Here is a 16638-nt window from a genome sequence, read left to right on the forward strand (position 1 = left end):
CGCGAATGAGCGAGCTGGCGCACCACGACGGCAGGTTCGATGCCGTCCCGCTCGGGCCCTCGGCTCGCGACTGAGGCCGTCGCGCACCACCTCGCCGTCGGCCGGCTGAACGCCGGAGGCAGGCTCGAGCGGACTCGGCCGTGGTCCGACAGACGTCTCGGCGGTGACGGCCGGCGCTCGGGCGTCGGCGGCCGACCCTAGACTTGAAGACGGAACAGGGAGGCACGGGTGGCAGCACGCGGAGCAGGCGCTTCAGCGCGAGCGAAGGTCGCGATTCCGCAGTTGGCGTGGCACGCCGTGCGGCCGGCGCCGGTCGTGCTGGTCTCGGGCGCCGAAGACGTGCTCGCCGAGCGGGCGATCGGCATGCTGCGCGACTTCCTCCGCTCCGAAGACCCCGCGCTCGAGGTCAGCGACCTCGAGGCCGACGGCTACCGCCGCGGCGAGCTCCTCACGCTCGCGAGCCCGTCGCTGTTCGGCGAGCCCCGGCTCATCCGCGTGAGCGGCGTCGAGAAGTCGAGCGACGACTTCCTGCTCGACGCCCTCGAGTACCTCGAGCAGCCCGCTGACGCCACGACGCTCGTGCTCCGGCACCGCAGCGGCGTGCGCGGCAAGAAGCTCCTCGACGCGATCCGCGCCGGCGGCGGCGGGGGCATCGAGGTCGTCTGCGCCGAACTCAAGAAAGACGCCGAGAAGCAGGACTTCGTCGTCGCCGAGTTCCGCGCGGCGGGGCGCAGGATCGCGCCTGCCGCACTGCGGGCCCTCGTCGGTGCCTTCAGCGACGACCTGCGAGAGCTCGCCGCCGCGAGCCGCCAGCTGCTGTCGGACGCGCCCGGCGACATCACCGAGGCGGTCGTCGCGCAGTACTACGGCGGCCGGGTCGAGACGAACTCCTTCGCGGTGGCCGACGCGGCGATCGCGGGCCGCCATGGTGAGGCGCTCATCGCCCTGCGTCACGCCCTCGACAGCGGTGCCGACCCGGTGCCCATGGTCGCGGCCTTCGCGATGAAGCTCCGCACGATGGCGAAGGTCTCGGGCTCGCGCGGCAGCGGCGGCCAGCTGGCCTCCTCGCTCGGCATGGCGCCGTGGCAGGTCGATCGAGCCCGCCGCGATCTCGTCGGGTGGACCGACGAGGGCCTCGGCGTCGCGATCGAGACGCTCGCCCAGACCGACGCCGCGGTCAAGGGCGCCGAGCGCGACCCGGTGTTCGCCCTGGAGCGCCTCGTCGGCGTCATCGCCGCGCGCGGCCGCCGCTGAGCCTCCCCGCCCCGCCCCGTCGCCCCCGCACGGCCCACACCGTTGCGCCACGAGTCCGCCGTCCGGTCGACCGTCTGCGCCACTTCCACAGTCGCTGCGCCACATCAACTGGCGCGGGGGATGCAGAGGTGGCGCGGAGGGCGGGTGCGGGCGACGGCGTGCGGCCGAGGAACGGCCTGCACCGAGACATCCCGGAGACGACGAAGGCCCCGCCGGAGCGGGGCCTTCAGCCGTACTGCAGTGCGACGCGACTCAGAGCGCGGCGGCCTGCTTCGCGATCGCCGACTTGCGGTTCGCGGCCTGGTTCTTGTGGATGACGCCCTTCGACACGGCCTTGTCGAGCTTGCGGCCGGCGACGCGCACGGCGGCGGTGGCCTTCTCCTTGTCGCCCGAGGCGATGGCCTCGCGAGCGGCGCGGACGACGGTCTTGACCTCGCTCTTCACGGCCTTGTTGCGCTCTTCGGCCTTGCGGTTGGTCTTGATGCGCTTGATCTGCGACTTGATGTTTGCCACGTGTGGTTCGTCTTTCGTTCTCGTGTGGGTACAGGATGTGCCGTCACGAGGTAGAGGGGCTCGTGCCCGGCGATCGTGCGGGGTGGGACCCACACGGCAAGCCAACAGACAACGATACCAGCTACGCGCGGGCGGCACCAATGCGGCGGGCGTCGTCGCGGCGGCGGCGAGCGGCACGACGGTCGAGCTCGGCGACCGCGCCGAGCACCACCGCGGTGAAGTCGTCGGGTCGCGTGAGACTCACGAGGTGCGTCGCCCCTGGCACGATCACGAGTCGGGCGTCGTTCGCCGCGCGCAGCAGGATGCGCTCCTGCAGGCGGAAGTGGTCGAACCGTCCGTTCACGAACCAGATCGGCACGCGCACCTTCGCGACCGCCGCGCGCGGATCGAGCCGCCCGACCGCGGTGAGCGCCGGAGCCATCACGTCGAGGGCGACGCCGCCGTCGACGATGTCGCGCACCGCCTCGCGGCTGAGGAAGAGCGACGCGACCGCGTCGTTGAGCCCGCGCCCGCGGTCGGGCAGGCGGGCGATCGACGCGGCGATCGACTGGTACGCGGCGAGCGCCGGGCCGCGGGGGAGCGTTCCGCACGAGGCCGCCACGAGTCCGTCGAGCCGATCGGGATGCCTCGCCGCGAACTCGATCGCGAGGTAGCCGCCGAGGCTGAGCCCGACGAGCAGGCGCGGCACGACGTCGTGACTCCCGCCAGCGCGCCCGGCATCCTCAGCCGCTCCCGCGGGGTTGAGCGCGGCGTCGATGATCGACATCGCCTCGTCGATCGAGAACTCCCCGCCGATGCGCGCGCCGTGGCCGGGAAGGTCGATCGCCACCGCATCGATCCCGTGGACCGCGAACGCCTCCAGCTGCCGCCGCCACATCGTCGCCGAGGTGCGGATGCCGTGGACGAGCACGATGCGTGCGCGGGGCATCGTTCAGCCCGCCCTGATCGCCCCGAGTTCGCGGGCGCGCGCGACGGCCGCCGTGCGGGAACCGACGCCGAGCTTCGTGAAGATGTGCACGAGGTGCGACTTCACGGTCGCCTCGCTGAGGAACAGCGTCTTGCCGATCTCGCGGTTGGTGCGGCCCTCGGCGACGAGCGAGAGCACCTCGGCCTCGCGCACGGTGAGGCGTTCACCCGAGGCCTGGGAGGCGTCGAGCCGGGACGAGAGGCCCGGAGCGAGCGCCTGCTCGCCGACCGCGGCCGCGCGCACCGCGGCGAGCAGTGTGTCGGGCGGGGCGTCCTTGAGCAGGTACCCGCTCGCACCGGCCTCGATCGCGCCGAGGATGTCGGCGTCGGTGTCGTAGTTCGTGAGCACGAGCACGCGCGGGGCGCCGGGCACCGCCCGGATGCGGCGCGTGGCCTCCGCGCCCTGCACGGCGCCCGGGAACTGGAGGTCCATGAGGACGAGGTCGATCGCATCGCCCTGCGCGAGCCGCACCGCGTCCTCGGCGGTGGCGGCCTCGCCGACGACCTCGAGGTCGGCCTCCGACTCGAGCATCGCGCGGATGCCGGCCCGGACGACGGGGTGGTCGTCGGCGAGCAGCAGCCGGATCACGACGCCACCACCGGGATGCGCACCGAGAGCGCCGTGCCCTCGCCGACGGCGGTCTCGAGGTCGACCGTGCCGCCGAGCTCCTCGGCTCGGCGACGGATGGCGCGGAGCCCGAACTCCGCCGGGTCGGCGCGGCGGGCCACCGCCTCGGCGTCGAAGCCGAGCCCGTCGTCGACGACGTCGAGCGCGACCTCGTCGCCGAGGTAGCTGAGGGTGAGCGAGCACGCCCGGGCGTCCGCGTGGCGCAGCACGTTCGCGAGCGAGCCCTGCGCGATGCGGAGGAGCGCGGCATCGACGGCCATCGGCAGCAGCACGGGCTCGCCGCTCGTCGCGAACTCGACCCGGGTGCCCGCGCCGGCCTGGCTCGCCTGCTCGTTCACGGCCTCGGTGAGGCGCCGGAGCGCGGACGGGAGCGTCTGCTCGTCGAGCGAGGGCGGGGTGAGCTCGCGGATGAACCGGCGCGCCTCGCCGAGGTTCTCGGCGGCCGTCTCACGGGCGAGCCGCAGCTTCTCGCTCACCCGCTCGTCGTCGACGTCGCGCTCGGCGGCGTGCAGCAGCATCTGGATGCTCGAGAGTCCCTGCGCGACGGTGTCGTGGATCTCGCGGGCGAGACGCTCGCGCTCGGCGAGCGTGCCGGCCTCGCGACTCGCAGCCGCGAGCTCCTCGCGGGTGGCGATGAGGTCGAGGATGAGCGCCTGGCGCTCCTGCGTCTCCTGCGACATGGCCCGGTAACCGAGCCCGATCACGATGGCGACGCCCGCACTGATGAGCGGCCCGAGGATCGATCCGACCTCGAAGCCGAGATGGGTGGCCGTGCCCCACACCGAGAGGCCGAAGGTGATGACGACGAGCGGCACCGAGATCGGCGCCGCGAGCACGTGCAGCTCGAGGAAGAAGAGCGGGAAGGCGAGGAACGCCGCGTCGGGCGTCAGCGCCGACATGCCGACCCAGAGGGCGAGCAGCGACGCGAGCCAGAGCACGCGCGCGAACGTCGGCAGGTGCCGGTGCGCGGTCGCGATGCCCGCGCCGTAGCAGGCGAGGAAGGCGACGGCGAGGATCGTGATGGGCACCTCGGCCTGGTCGTCGGCGAGCAGGGCGCGCACGATGACGAAGAGGGTGAGCCCGACGACGAGGAGGTGGAGGCCGAGCCGGAGCGCGACGAAGACCGGCCGCAGCGCCGATCGCGCCACGCGCTCGTCGCCCAGGAGGGGGGTCTCAGCCGTCGTCATGGTGCTTCGAGCGTAGTCTCGGGGCCCGCCGCGAGGCATCCGTCGAAAGTCTGAAGCGAAGTCGTGGGAGAATCGTCGGGATGTCTCCGAGAGCTGTGAACCCGCCGGTGCCCGCCGCCACCGACCCCGCGTCGATCCGCAATTTCTGCATCATCGCGCATATCGACCACGGCAAGTCGACGCTCGCCGACCGCATGCTCCAGATCACGGGCATCGTCAGCGACCGCGACATGCGCGCGCAGTACCTCGATCGCATGGACATCGAGCGCGAGCGCGGCATCACGATCAAGAGCCAGGCCGTGCGCATGCCGTGGCAGCAGGGCGACCGCGCCTACGCCCTCAACATGATCGACACCCCCGGTCACGTCGACTTCTCGTACGAGGTCTCGCGGTCGCTCGCGGCGTGCGAGGGCGCGATCCTCCTCGTCGACGCGGCCCAGGGCATCGAGGCCCAGACGCTCGCGAACCTGTACCTGGCGCTCGAGAACGACCTCGAGATCATCCCCGTGCTGAACAAGATCGACCTGCCGGCCGCCGACCCCGAGAAGTACGCGAAGGAGCTCGCCGACCTCATCGGCGGTTCGCCCGACGACGTGCTCAAGGTCTCGGGCAAGACGGGCGTCGGCGTCGAGGAGCTCCTCGACCGCGTCGTCGAGCGCATCCCCGCTCCGGTCGGCGATGCGGACGCCCCGCCGCGCGCCATGATCTTCGACTCCGTCTACGACAGCTACCGCGGCGTCGTGACCTACGTCCGCATGATCGACGGCCAGCTGAAGCCGCGCGAGCGCATCCAGATGATGTCGACGAAGGCGACCCACGAGATCCTCGAGATCGGCGTGAGCGCGCCCGAGCCGCAGCCGTCGAAGGGCCTGGGCGTCGGCGAGGTCGGCTACCTGATCACCGGCGTGAAGGACGTGCGCCAGTCGAAGGTCGGCGACACCGTCACCACGGCCGTGAAGCCCGCGACCGAACCGCTCGCCGGTTACACCGAGCCGCTGCCGATGGTGTTCTCCGGGCTCTACCCGATCGACGGCAGCGACTACCCCGAGCTCCGCGAGGCGCTCGACAAGCTGAAGCTCTCCGACGCGTCGCTCGTGTACGAGCCCGAGACCTCGGTCGCGCTCGGCTTCGGCTTCCGCTGCGGGTTCCTCGGCCTGCTCCACCTCGAGATCGTGACCGAGCGCCTCCAGCGCGAGTTCGGCCTCGACCTCATCGCGACCGCGCCGAGCGTCGTCTACGAGGTCACGACCGAGGACCGCAAGACGGTCACGGTGACGAACCCGAGCGAGTTCCCGACCGGTGCGAAGATCACCGAGGTGCGCGAGCCCGTCGTGAAGGCCGCGATCCTCGCCCCGAAGGACTACGTCGGCACCATCATGGAGCTCTGCCAGTCGCGCCGCGGCACGCTGCTCGGCATGGAGTACCTCGGCGAGGACCGCGTCGAGATCCGCTACAACATGCCGCTCGGCGAGATCGTGTTCGACTTCTTCGACCAGCTGAAGTCGAAGACCGCGGGCTACGCGAGCCTCGACTACGAGCCGACTGGCGACCAGGCCGCCGACCTCGTGAAGGTCGACATCCTGCTCCAGGGCGAGCAGGTCGACGCGTTCAGCGCGATCGTGCACCGCGACAAGGCCTACGCGTACGGCGTGCTGATGACCGGGCGGCTCCGCGAGCTCATCCCGCGACAGCAGTTCGAGGTGCCGATCCAGGCCGCGATCGGCGCTCGCATCATCGCCCGCGAGTCGATCCGAGCGATGCGCAAGGACGTCCTGGCGAAGTGCTACGGCGGTGACATCAGCCGGAAGCGCAAGCTCCTCGAGAAGCAGAAGGAGGGCAAGAAGCGCATGAAGATGGTGGGCCGCGTGGAGGTTCCGCAGGAGGCGTTCATCGCCGCGCTGAGCGGCGACGTCGAGAAGAAGGACGCGAAGAAGTAGACCCCCGATGACCCGTAGAAGCACCTTCACCGACCAGTCCGTCACCTATGGCGCGATCGGCGCGACCCTCGACCCCGACTTCCTCCGCTATCCGCCGTCGGGCCTCCGCCCCGCCGAGGACTCGGTGCGGCTCGGCTCGGGTCGCGAGCGGTTCGAACGCTCGGCCGAGGCGCTGATGACCTGGGGTGTGCAGCGCGGCTCGGGCTTCACGGTCGCCGACGTCTCCGCGGGAACGGGCGCGCAGTACCCGGGCATCGTGTTCGACCACGACGGGTCGCCGCTCTCCGAGCAGCCCGCGCCCCGCACGGAGGACCGCTTCGGCGCCGACGGCACCGCCTACATCGCCGCCGGCATGACCGCGACCCTCGTGCGCCGACGTCGCTTCGGCGCGACGAAGACCCCCGTGCTCGTCGTGTACGTCATCGACGAGCCGAACCGCATCGGATTCGCGTACGGCACGACGTCGAACGGTGCCGAGACGGGCGAGGAGTCGTTCATCCTCGAGCATCGCGACGACGACACCGTCTGGCTCACGATCCGGTCGATCTTCGCCACCGCGGGTGGACTGAGTACCGTGCTCGCGCCGGCTCGCCGCCGTCGCCGCCGCGAGCTCACCCGCGACGAGCTCCGGGCGCTCCACCCCGCGAGCGGCGCGTAGCCGTGGGCGCCGCGCTGCCGCTCGGCGACCCCGCACCGGCCGACGGCCTGCTGCCGTCGTCGGCCGCACTCGGCGCCGACGACCGTGCGTTCGGCGTCTACGTGCACGTGCCGTTCTGCCGGGTGCGGTGCGGCTACTGCGACTTCAACACCTACACCTCCGACGAACTGCGGGGGGCGCGGCAGAGCGACTACGCGGGCCAGGCGATCGGCGAGATCCGGATGTCGCGGGGGGTGCTCGAGGCATCCGGCCAGCCCGCTCGACCGGCGCAGACCGTCTTCTTCGGCGGCGGGACGCCGACCCTGCTGCCCGCAGGCGACCTCGTCGCGATGCTCGGCGCGGTTCGCGACGAGTTCGGCCTCGTGCCGGGCGCCGAGGTCACGACCGAGGCGAACCCCGACTCGGTCGGCCCCGACGATCTCGCGCGGCTGGCCGACGGCGGCTTCACCCGTGTCTCGTTCGGCATGCAGTCGGCGGTGCCCCACGTGCTCGCCGCGCTCGACCGCACCCATGATCCCGAGCGCGTGCCGCTCGTCGTCGGCTGGGCGCGCGACGCGGGCCTCGACGTCAGCCTCGACCTCATCTACGGAACGCCGGGGGAGTCGCTCGACGATTGGCGCCGCAGCGTCGAGCACGCGGTCGCGCAGCGCCCCGACCACCTGAGCGCCTACGCCCTCATCGTCGAGGACGGCACGAAGCTCGCCAGGCAGATCCGCCGCGGCGAGCTCGCCGAGCCCTCCGACGACCTCGAGGCCGACATGTACGAGCTCGTCGACGAGCAGCTCGAGGCGGCCGGGTACGAGTGGTACGAGGTCAGCAACTGGGCGTCGAGCCCCGCGCAGCGCTCGCGCCACAACCTCGGCTACTGGCGGGGCGACGACTGGTGGGGCGTGGGTCCCGGCGCGCACAGCCACGTCGGCGGCGTGCGCTGGTGGAACGCGAAGCATCCCTCCGCGTACGCCGACCGCATCGCGGCGGGCGTCTCGCCGGCCGTCGGCCGCGAGGTGCTCGACGGGCCGACCCGTGAGACCGAGCGCGTGCTGCTCTCCACCCGCATCCGCGAGGGACTCGAGATCTCGAGCCTGCACGCGGGCGGGCGGCACGCCGTCGCCGCGCTCATCGCCGACGGCCTCGTCGACGCGAAAGCCGCCCTCTCGGGTGTGCTGACGCTCACCAGGAGAGGGCGGCTCTTGGCCGACGCGGTGGTCCGGCAGCTGCTCGAGGGCTAGCTGACGAACTTGATCGCGAGCGGGTAGGTGTATGCCTCGCCCTGGTTGGCCTTCACGGCGGCGATGATGCTGAACACGATCGTGACGACACCGACGGCGATCAGCACGAAGATGCCGATCAGGACGAAGGTCAGGATGATGCCGACCACGTAGGCGATCGCCATCGTGATCTGGAAGTTCAGCGCGGTCGCGGTGTGCGCGCGCACGAAGGGCCCCTTGTCCTTCAGGATGAGGTAGCCGATGAGGGCGGGCACGAAGCTGAAGAAGATGCCGCCGATGTGGATGAGCGTCGCCCAGAGCTTCTCATCTGACGGGCTCAGCTGCTGGCTCTGGCCGTAGGGGTTCGCCGGCGGGGGAGGCGGGGTGGCGTCGGACATGGGGTTTCTCCTTGCTCGGGTCGCCCGAAGGCGAGACTTCGTCAACCGTCATGCTGGCACAGCAGAGCGCGCCGCGGGAAGAGCCCCGGCGGCGCGCTCGAAAGGTGGCTGCTACTTGATGAGCCGGATGGCGAAGGGGTAGCGGTAGTGGTTGCCGTCCTTCGCCTTGAGGAAGCCCTGGATCGAGAAGACGATGACGACGACCCAGAGGGCGAGCGGCAGGATCCACCCGATCAGCGCCCAGAAGCCGAAGGTGACGGCGGAGAGCACGGAGTTCACGATCAGGATGGCGACGTACGCGATCGCTGCGGTGATCTGGAAGTTCAGCGCCTCCTTCGCCTCGACGTTCGTGAACTGGCCGCGGTCCTTGAAGACGAGCCAGATGATCAGCGAGGGCAGGAACCCGAGGATGCCGCCGAGGTGGGCGAAGGAGGCCCACTGCAGGTCCTGCTCGCGCGTGAGCGGGCCGGCTGCGGCGGGCTGGGGCTGGCCGGCGGGGTCGGGCTGCGGGGGGTTGGGCTCGGTCATTGCACGCCTTTCGGGCTTCGGGTGTACTCGGGTGCGGGAGGGGGTCGCGGCCCCGGGGACTCGCGGGACATCCATACGGTAGCGCTGCGAACCGCCGCGGGCAACGGCGTCGTCGCCGGATGTCGCGATATGATTAGCAGTCAGACAGATCGAGTGCTAAGTCGTCGGAGGGAGCGGGGCATGGCCTCAGAACGCAGTCTCGCGGTCCTTCGGGCGATCGTGCAGGACTACGTCGCGTCGCGCGAGCCCGTCGGCTCGAAGACCATCGTCGAGCGTCACGCGTTCGGCGTCTCCGCGGCCACGATCCGCAACGACATGGCCCTCCTCGAAGAGGAGGAGCTGATCGCCGCGCCGCACACCTCCTCCGGTCGCATCCCGACCGACAAGGGGTACCGCGTCTTCGTCGACCAGCTCACCGAGGTGCGCCCGCTGAGCTCGGCGCAGCGGCAGGCCATCGAGACATTCCTCGGCGAGTCGAGCGACCTCGACGAGCTCCTCGCCCGCACCGTGCGCCTCATCTCGCAGCTCACGAAGCAGCTCGCGGTCGTGCAGTACCCGAGCTTCGCGAGTGCGCGAGTCCGCCACGTCGAGCTCGTCTCGCTCTCGCCGAACCGGGTGCTCTGCATCCTCATCGCCGACTCGGGCCAGGTCGAGCAGCGGCTCGCCGAGCTCGAGCAGCCCGTCGAGGAGTCGACGCTCGCCGAGCTGCGGCTGCGCTTGAACGAGCTGGTCGCGGGCACCACCATGGCGGATGCGACGGCGCTCCTCTCCGGCGAGATCGACGCCGTCGACCCGCGCCACGCAGCGGTGCTGCACACCCTCGCGGCGACCCTCGCCGAACAGGCGCGAGTGCAGCGCAGCGACCGGCTCGTCGTGGCCGGGGCCGCCAACCTCGTGCGCACCGAGCAGGACTTCGCGGGCTCGATCCTCGGCGTGATCGAGGCGATCGAGGAGCAGGTGGTGCTCCTCAAGCTCTTCGGCGAGATGTCGGGCGACGAGCACGCCGTCGCGGTGCGCATCGGTCGCGAGAACGCCTCGTTCGGGCTCGGCGAGACCTCGATCGTCTCGAGCGCCTTCGAGATCCCGGGCCGCGACATCTCGCGACTCGGCGTCGTCGGCCCCACCCGCATGGACTACTCCAACAGCATGGCCGCCGTCCGCGCGGTCGCCCGCTACCTCTCCCGCACGCTCGGCGAGAGCTGACCTTCCGCCCGTCGCAAGACCGGCATCCGCAATCGAAAGGACAAGCCCTCCGTGGCCGACCACTACGAGGTCCTCGGCGTCTCGCGCGAAGCGACGCCCGACGAGATCAAGAAGGCGTACCGCCGACTGGCTCGCGAACTCCACCCCGACGTGAACCCCGGTGCCGAGGCGTCCGAGCGGTTCAAGGAGGTGACGCACGCGTACGACGTGCTCTCCGACCCGAAGCAGCGCCAGCAGTACGACCTCGGCGACCAGGGCGGCTTCGGCGGCCAGGGCTTCGGCGGCTTCGGCGACATCTTCGAGACCTTCTTCGGCGCGGGCCAGCAGAGCCGGGGGCCGCGGTCGCGGCGCGAGCGCGGCCAGGACGCCCTCATCCGCGTCGAGGTCGGCCTCGACGAGGTGATCTTCGGCACGCATCGCGACATCGAGGTCGACACGGCCGTGCGCTGCGAGACCTGCCAGGGCTCGTGCTGCCAGCCGGGCACCTCGCCCGTCACGTGCGACATCTGCCGCGGCACGGGTCAGATCCAGCGCCAGGTGCGTTCGCTCCTCGGCAACGTGATGACCTCGAGCCCGTGCGGCACCTGCCGCGGCTACGGCACCATCATCGCGACGCCGTGCGTCACCTGCCAGGGCCAGGGTCGCGTGCGCGCCCGTCGCACCGTCCCCGTCGACATCCCCGCGGGCGTCGACACGGGCGTGCGCCTGCAGATGCCGGGCTCGGGCGAGGCCGGCCCCGCCGGCGGTCCCAACGGCGACCTCTACCTCGAGATCAAGGTCAAGAACCACGACGTGTTCAGCCGCAACGGCGACGACCTGCTCGCGACCCTCGAGGTCGCCATGACCGATGCGATCCTCGGCACGAATGCCACGATCCACGCGCTCGACGGCGACGTCGAGGTCGAGCTGAAGGCCGGCGTCCAGAGCGGCGAGGTCGTCACCGTGCGCGACCGCGGCGTGTCGCGCCTCCGCGGCAACGGTCGCGGCGACCTGAAGATCGGGGTCCAGGTCGTGACGCCGACGAAGCTCTCGTCGAAGGAGCGCGACCTCATCTCGCAGTTCGCCGCATCAAAGAAGTCGCCCTCGCCCGAGCTCACCCACTTCCAGCAGGGGCTCTTCGCCCGCCTGCGCGACCGCTTCCTCGGCTGACGAGGGCCGTACGATGAGCAGCCTCTACCTCGACGAGACCCTCGACCTCGGGGGGCTCGTGCCCGGCGCCGAGCTCCGGCTCACGGGCGACGAGGCGCGCCACGCCGTCACGGTCGCCCGCGTACGACCGGGTGAGCGCATCTCCATCGGCGACGGCCGCGGGGCCGTGGTGCGGGGGCAGGTCGTCGCGACCGAGTCGCGCGAGCTCACCCTCCTCGCCGAGGAGGTGCTCGTCGAGGAACGCCCCGAGATCACGATCACGCTCGTGCAGGCGCTCGCGAAGGGCGACCGCGACGAGCTGGCCGTCCAGGCTGCGACCGAGCTCGGCGTCGACGCCGTCGTCCCGTGGGCGGCGGCCCGGTCGGTCTCCCGCTGGGAGGGGCCGAAGGCCGAGAAGGGCCGCGCACGCTGGGCGAGCATCGTCCGCGAGGCCGTCAAGCAGTCGATCCGCTCGTGGCTGCCCGAGGTGTCTCCGGTCGCGACCACGGCGCAGCTGCCTGCGCGTCTCGAGGGCATGCGGATGCTGCTGCTCGAGCCGACCGCGACGACGCCCCTCTCCGAGCTGCGGCCCGACGGCCGCGACCTCGCCCTCGTGGTCGGGCCCGAGGGCGGCATCTCGCCCGAGGAGCTCGCGAAGCTCACGGCGGCGGGCGCCGAGCCGGTGCGCCTCGGCGCCTCGGTGCTGCGCACCTCCACGGCGGGGCCCGCCGCGATCGCCGTGCTCAACGCGGCGCTCGGGCGGTGGTAGCCCATCGCTCGCTACGATGGAGTGATGACCGACTCGCCCGCTGAACCGACCGTCTTCGAGCGCATCGTCGCGCGCGAGATCCCCGCGCGCATCGTCGCGGAGACCGACCGGGTGATCGCGTTCCACGACATCGCGCCGCAGGCGCCGGTGCACGTGGTCGTCACGACCAAGACGGCCGACTACCGCGACGTCGTGGGCCTCGCCGAGGGCGATCCCGAGCTGCTCGCCGAGCTCGTCGAGGTCGCCCGGGGCATCGCCGCCGAGCTCGCCGACGGCGACTTCCGGCTCGTGTTCAACACCGGGGCATCCGCCGGTCAGACCGTCTTCCACGTGCACGCGCACGTCCTCGCCGGCGGCCTCGAGGAGGGCACACTTGCCGGAGCCTGAATCGATCGATCCCGACGCGCCCGAGGCCGGCGCCGACGAGGAGCGCCTCCGCATCGACGGCGTCGCCATGGTGCGCCTGCTCGGCCCGCAGGATCGACTGCTCACGACCGTCCAGCGCGAGTACCCGGGCGTCGAGGTGCACGTCCGGGGCAACGAGATCTCCATCCGGGGCGACGTCGACGAACGCCGCCGCGTGCGCCGCCTCATCGAGGAGCTGCTCGAGCTCGTGCGCCACGACCAGGATCCGACCCCGACCGAAGTGAGGAGCTCCGCTCGCATGCTCGACGCCGATCCCGACGCGAAGCCGTCAGAACTGCTCGGACAGGTCATCGTCTCGAGCCGGGGCAAGAGCATCCGGCCGAAGACCGAGGGCCAGCGCGCCTACGTCGACGCCATCGACGAGAACACGATCGTGTTCGGCATCGGCCCGGCCGGTACCGGCAAGACCTACCTGGCCATGGCGAAGGCCGTGCAGGCCCTGCAGCGCAAGGAGGTCAGCCGCATCATCCTGACCCGGCCCGCGGTCGAGGCGGGCGAGCGGCTGGGGTTCCTGCCCGGCACCCTGACCGACAAGATCGACCCCTACCTGCGCCCCCTCTACGACGCGCTCAACGAGATGATGGACCCGGAGCTCGTGCCGAAGCTGCTCGCCTCGGGCACCGTCGAGGTGGCGCCCCTCGCCTACATGCGCGGCCGCACGCTCAACGACTCGTTCGTGGTGCTCGACGAGGCCCAGAACACGACGCCCGAGCAGATGAAGATGTTCCTCACGCGCCTCGGCTTCGGCTCGAAGATGGTCGTCACGGGCGACGTCACCCAGGTCGACCTGCCCGGCGGCGCGTCGGGGCTCCGCCTCGTCACCCGCATCCTCGATCGCATCGACGACATCCACTTCGCCCGGCTGACGAGCGACGACGTCGTGCGGCACACCCTCGTCGGCCGCATCGTCGACGCCTACACCGAGTTCGACCAGCGGCAGCAGGCCCAGCGCTTCGAGCGCGCCGAGGCCCGCGAGTTCGCGAACCGCGCCGAGCGGCGCGGCCACGCCGGACCCCGCGACCACCTGCCGAGAAGGGGCACGTCTTGAGCATCGAGATCAACAACGAATCCGCGATCGAGGTCGACGAGGCCGCGATCCAGCGGCTGGCGGTCTACGCGCTCGACGCGATGCACGTGCACCGCGACGCCGAACTCGCCATCGTGCTCGTCGACGAGGGCGCCATGGAGCAGCTGCACGTGCAGTGGATGGACGAGCCGGGCCCGACCGACGTGCTGAGCTTCCCGATGGACGAACTCCGGCCCGGCACCGAAGAGGCGCCGACCCCGCCGGGGCTCCTCGGCGACATCGTGCTCTGCCCGCAGGTCGCCGAGTCGCAGGCCCGCACCGCCGGCCACGGTCTCGTCGACGAACTGCTCCTGCTCACGACCCACGGCATCCTGCACCTGCTCGGGTTCGACCACGCCGAGCCCGATGAAGAGAAGGAGATGTTCGGCATCCAGCGCGACATCCTCGTGGGCTTCGCGATGCAGGAGCGCCGCCGCTGACCATGCTGCCCTGGCTCTTCCTCGGCGCCGCCTTCCTGCTCGTCGCGTTCGGCGGCCTCATGGCCGCCGTCGACGCGGCGGTCGGCGTGAGCTCCCGTGCCGACCTCACCGATCTCGCCCTCGGCGCCCGCGCCCGGCGGTCGATCCTCGCGATCGCCGAGGACACGGGCGCCCACGTCAACACCGTGAACTTCGTGCGCATCGTCGCCGAGACCACTGCAGCGGTGCTCGTGACGCTCGCCTTCACCTTCTTCATCGACGACATCTGGCTCGTGCTGCTGTGCGCGGCGCTCATCATGACGGCGGCCTCCTTCGTCCTGGTCGGGGCGAGCCCGAGGAGCGTCGGGCGCGCGCACGCCCCCATGGTGCTGCGGCTGACCGCCCCGCTCGTCCACTTCCTGCGCGTGCTGATCGGCCCGCTCGCGGGCGCGCTCGTCTCGCTCGGCAACCGGGTCACGCCCGGCAGCCTGCGCTTCGCCGGGGTCTCGAGCGAGGAGCAGCTGCTCAGCATGGTCGACGAGGCCGCCGAATTCGAGGTGCTCGAGGAGGGCGACCGCGAGCTCATCCACTCGATCTTCGAGTTCAACGACACAGTCGTGCGCGAGATCATGGTGCCTCGCACCGACATGGTGACGATCGATGCGACCGCGCACCTGCCGCACGCGATGGCCGTGTTCCTGAAGGCCGGCTACTCGCGCATCCCGGTGATCGCGCACGACGCCGACGACGTCACCGGCATCCTCTACCTGCGCGACCTCGCCCGGCTCGGGTTCGAGCGACCGCTCGACGCGGAGGGGCTGACGGTCGGCGAGCTCGTGCGACCGGCGGTGTTCGTGCCCGACTCGATGAAGGCCGACGCGCTCCTGCGGCAGATGCAGCTCGAGTCGAACCACCTCGCGATGGTCGTCGACGAGTACGGCGGCATCGCCGGGCTCGTGACCCTGGAGGACCTCATCGAAGAGCTCGTGGGCGACATCTCGGACGAGTACGACCGCGAGGCGGCCCAGGTCGAAGACCTCGGCGAGGGCCGGTACCGGGTGAACGCCCGCCTTCCGATCGACGAGCTCGGCGAGCTCTTCGGACTCGATCTCGAGGACGAGGACGTCGATTCCGCCGGCGGACTGCTCGCGAAGGAGCTGGGGCGCCTGCCGAAGTCGGGCGAACAGGCGATGGTGTCGGGCCTGCGTCTCGAGGCCGAGCGCACCGAAGGCCGCCGCAAGCGCATCTCGACGATCCTCGTCGAGGCAGATCAAGCCCTCATCGACGCCCATGCCGCGTTCGATGCGGGCGACTCCGTCGAGAGGAACCATCGTGACTGACTACCGTGCCGGATTCGTCTCCTTCGTCGGGCGCCCGAACGTCGGCAAGTCGACGCTCACGAACGCCCTCGTCGGCGAGAAGGTCGCCATCACGAGCTCGAAGCCGCAGACGACCCGCCGGGCGATCCGCGGCATCGTGCACCGCGAGCACGGCCAGATCATTCTCGTCGACACCCCGGGCCTGCACCGCCCGCGCACCCTGCTCGGCGAGCGGCTCAACACGCTCGTGCAGTCGACCCTCGGCGACGTCGACGTCATCGCGTTCTGCGTGCCCGCCAACGAGCCGATCGGCCCGGGCGATCGCTTCATCAACGAGCAACTCGAGCAGTACCCACGGGCGAAGAAGGTCGCGATCGTCACCAAGACGGATGCCACGTCGAAGTCGAAGGTCGCCGAGCAGCTGCTGGCGGTCTCCGGGCTGCGCGAGTGGGCGGCGATCATCCCCGTCTCGGCGCCGCGCGGCGAGCAGCTCGACGTGCTCGTCGCCGAGCTGCTCGCCCTCCTGCCAGAGTCCGAGCAGCCCCTCTACCCTGCCGACGCCCTCACCGACGAGGACGTGTCCGACCGCATCGCCGAGTTCATCCGCGAGGCGGCGCTCGAGGGCGTCTCCGACGAGCTGCCGCACTCGATCGCGGTCGTCGTCGATGACATGGTCGAACGCGAAGACAAGGACCTTCTCGAGATCTACGCCAACCTCTACGTCGAGCGCGACAGCCAGAAGGGCATCATCATCGGCAAGGGCGGCTCGCGCCTCCGCGAGGTCGGCACGACCGCGCGCGCGCAGATCGAGGGGCTCCTCGGCCGCAAGGTGCACCTCGCACTGCACATCAAGGTCGCGAAGGAGTGGCAGCGGGACCCGAAGCAGCTCGGCCGGCTCGGGTTCTGATCGGCAGCGCGACTCGGGTGGGCCGTGGGCAGCTCGGCCGGCTCGGGTTCTGATCGGCAGCGCGACTCGGGTGGGCCGTGGGCAGCTCGGCCGGCTCGGGTTCTGATCGGCAGCGCGACTCGGG

18 protein-coding genes are annotated in these 16638 nt (G+C 71.2%); 12 read left to right on the forward strand and 6 right to left on the reverse strand.

Annotated features, from left to right (window positions below):
- The first annotated feature begins 228 nt into the window (after nt 1-228).
- The gene (holA, locus tag ACFVTH_RS14290; RefSeq protein ID WP_387092167.1) at nt 229-1254 is read left to right on the forward strand and encodes a DNA polymerase III subunit delta; all 1026 of its coding nucleotides are present in this window, start codon (nt 229-231) and stop codon (nt 1252-1254) included.
- A 252-nt stretch (nt 1255-1506) separates the two neighbouring features.
- Here the strand turns inward: holA and rpsT are convergent, their stop codons facing one another.
- The 4 genes from rpsT to ACFVTH_RS14310 all read right to left on the reverse strand — a co-directional run bounded on the left by rpsT (nt 1507) and on the right by ACFVTH_RS14310 (nt 4548).
- Nucleotides 1507-1767: a 30S ribosomal protein S20 gene (gene rpsT, locus ACFVTH_RS14295; protein WP_022890158.1), complete on the reverse strand. Its 261-nt coding sequence runs from the start codon at nt 1765-1767 to the stop codon at nt 1507-1509.
- A gap of 121 nt (nt 1768-1888) precedes the next feature.
- Nucleotides 1889-2695: an alpha/beta fold hydrolase gene (locus tag ACFVTH_RS14300; RefSeq protein ID WP_387092170.1), complete on the reverse strand. Its 807-nt coding sequence runs from the start codon at nt 2693-2695 to the stop codon at nt 1889-1891.
- Nucleotides 2696-2698: 3 nt separating this feature from the next.
- Nucleotides 2699-3322 (reverse strand): response regulator, encoded by a 624-nt coding sequence (locus ACFVTH_RS14305; RefSeq protein WP_387092175.1) that lies wholly within the window; start codon nt 3320-3322, stop codon nt 2699-2701.
- Nucleotides 3319-4548 carry a sensor histidine kinase gene (locus tag ACFVTH_RS14310; protein WP_387092178.1) on the reverse strand — a complete coding sequence of 410 codons (1230 nt, stop codon included), beginning with the start codon at nt 4546-4548 and terminating at the stop codon, nt 3319-3321. Before ACFVTH_RS14310 ends, ACFVTH_RS14305 begins: the two co-directional genes overlap by 4 nt.
- 80 nt (nt 4549-4628) lie before the next feature.
- Between ACFVTH_RS14310 and lepA the strand changes: the two genes are divergently transcribed.
- Genes lepA through hemW form a run of 3 tightly spaced genes read left to right on the forward strand, consistent with a single transcriptional unit; the run spans nt 4629 to nt 8372 of the window.
- On the forward strand, nt 4629-6485 hold the full coding sequence (gene lepA / locus ACFVTH_RS14315) for a translation elongation factor 4 (protein WP_386941668.1): 1857 nt from the start codon (nt 4629-4631) through the stop codon (nt 6483-6485).
- Nucleotides 6486-6492: 7 nt separating this feature from the next.
- A complete protein-coding gene (locus ACFVTH_RS14320) occupies nt 6493-7143 on the forward strand; it encodes a DUF1990 family protein (protein ID WP_387092181.1) in 651 nt (216 codons plus the stop codon).
- A 2-nt stretch (nt 7144-7145) separates the two neighbouring features.
- Nucleotides 7146-8372: a radical SAM family heme chaperone HemW gene (hemW, locus tag ACFVTH_RS14325; RefSeq protein ID WP_387092184.1), complete on the forward strand. Its 1227-nt coding sequence runs from the start codon at nt 7146-7148 to the stop codon at nt 8370-8372.
- On the opposite strand, the gene ACFVTH_RS14330 is transcribed toward hemW, so the two are convergent.
- Entirely contained in the window at nt 8369-8749 is a 381-nt protein-coding gene (locus ACFVTH_RS14330; protein ID WP_387092187.1) for a DUF4870 domain-containing protein, read from the reverse strand. The two genes, hemW and ACFVTH_RS14330, sit on opposite strands and share 4 nt — an antisense overlap.
- Before the next feature lie 111 nt (nt 8750-8860).
- Nucleotides 8861-9277: a DUF4870 domain-containing protein gene (locus ACFVTH_RS14335; protein ID WP_387092190.1), complete on the reverse strand. Its 417-nt coding sequence runs from the start codon at nt 9275-9277 to the stop codon at nt 8861-8863.
- 180 nt (nt 9278-9457) lie between these two features.
- Here ACFVTH_RS14335 and hrcA point away from each other — a divergent pair, with 180 nt between their 5' ends.
- From hrcA to era, 8 genes are all read left to right on the forward strand, one after another.
- A complete protein-coding gene (hrcA, locus tag ACFVTH_RS14340) occupies nt 9458-10480 on the forward strand; it encodes a heat-inducible transcriptional repressor HrcA (protein WP_387092193.1) in 1023 nt (340 codons plus the stop codon).
- A gap of 51 nt (nt 10481-10531) precedes the next feature.
- A complete protein-coding gene (gene dnaJ, locus ACFVTH_RS14345; protein WP_387092196.1) occupies nt 10532-11629 on the forward strand; it encodes a molecular chaperone DnaJ in 1098 nt (365 codons plus the stop codon).
- A gap of 13 nt (nt 11630-11642) precedes the next feature.
- Nucleotides 11643-12377, forward strand: coding sequence for a 16S rRNA (uracil(1498)-N(3))-methyltransferase (locus tag ACFVTH_RS14350; protein WP_387092199.1), 735 nt, complete (start codon nt 11643-11645; stop codon nt 12375-12377).
- A gap of 24 nt (nt 12378-12401) precedes the next feature.
- Nucleotides 12402-12764: an HIT domain-containing protein gene (locus ACFVTH_RS14355; protein ID WP_387092202.1), complete on the forward strand. Its 363-nt coding sequence runs from the start codon at nt 12402-12404 to the stop codon at nt 12762-12764.
- Between the two features lie 67 nt (nt 12765-12831).
- Nucleotides 12832-13851 carry a PhoH family protein gene (locus ACFVTH_RS14360; RefSeq protein ID WP_387093638.1) on the forward strand — a complete coding sequence of 340 codons (1020 nt, stop codon included), beginning with the start codon at nt 12832-12834 and terminating at the stop codon, nt 13849-13851.
- Entirely contained in the window at nt 13848-14309 is a 462-nt protein-coding gene (gene ybeY / locus ACFVTH_RS14365) for an rRNA maturation RNase YbeY (RefSeq protein WP_386941677.1), read from the forward strand. The genes ACFVTH_RS14360 and ybeY overlap by 4 nt, the downstream gene beginning before the upstream one ends.
- 2 nt (nt 14310-14311) lie before the next feature.
- Complete coding sequence (locus tag ACFVTH_RS14370) at nt 14312-15628, forward strand: hemolysin family protein (RefSeq protein WP_387092205.1); 1317 nt, start codon at nt 14312-14314, stop codon at nt 15626-15628.
- Nucleotides 15591-16514 (forward strand): GTPase Era, encoded by a 924-nt coding sequence (era, locus tag ACFVTH_RS14375; protein ID WP_387092208.1) that lies wholly within the window; start codon nt 15591-15593, stop codon nt 16512-16514. The genes ACFVTH_RS14370 and era overlap by 38 nt, the downstream gene beginning before the upstream one ends.
- Nucleotides 16515-16638: the final 124 nt, after the last annotated feature.

The organism is Agromyces sp. NPDC058104 (genome assembly GCF_042884835.1).
Lineage (GTDB): Bacteria > Actinomycetota > Actinomycetes > Actinomycetales > Microbacteriaceae > Agromyces.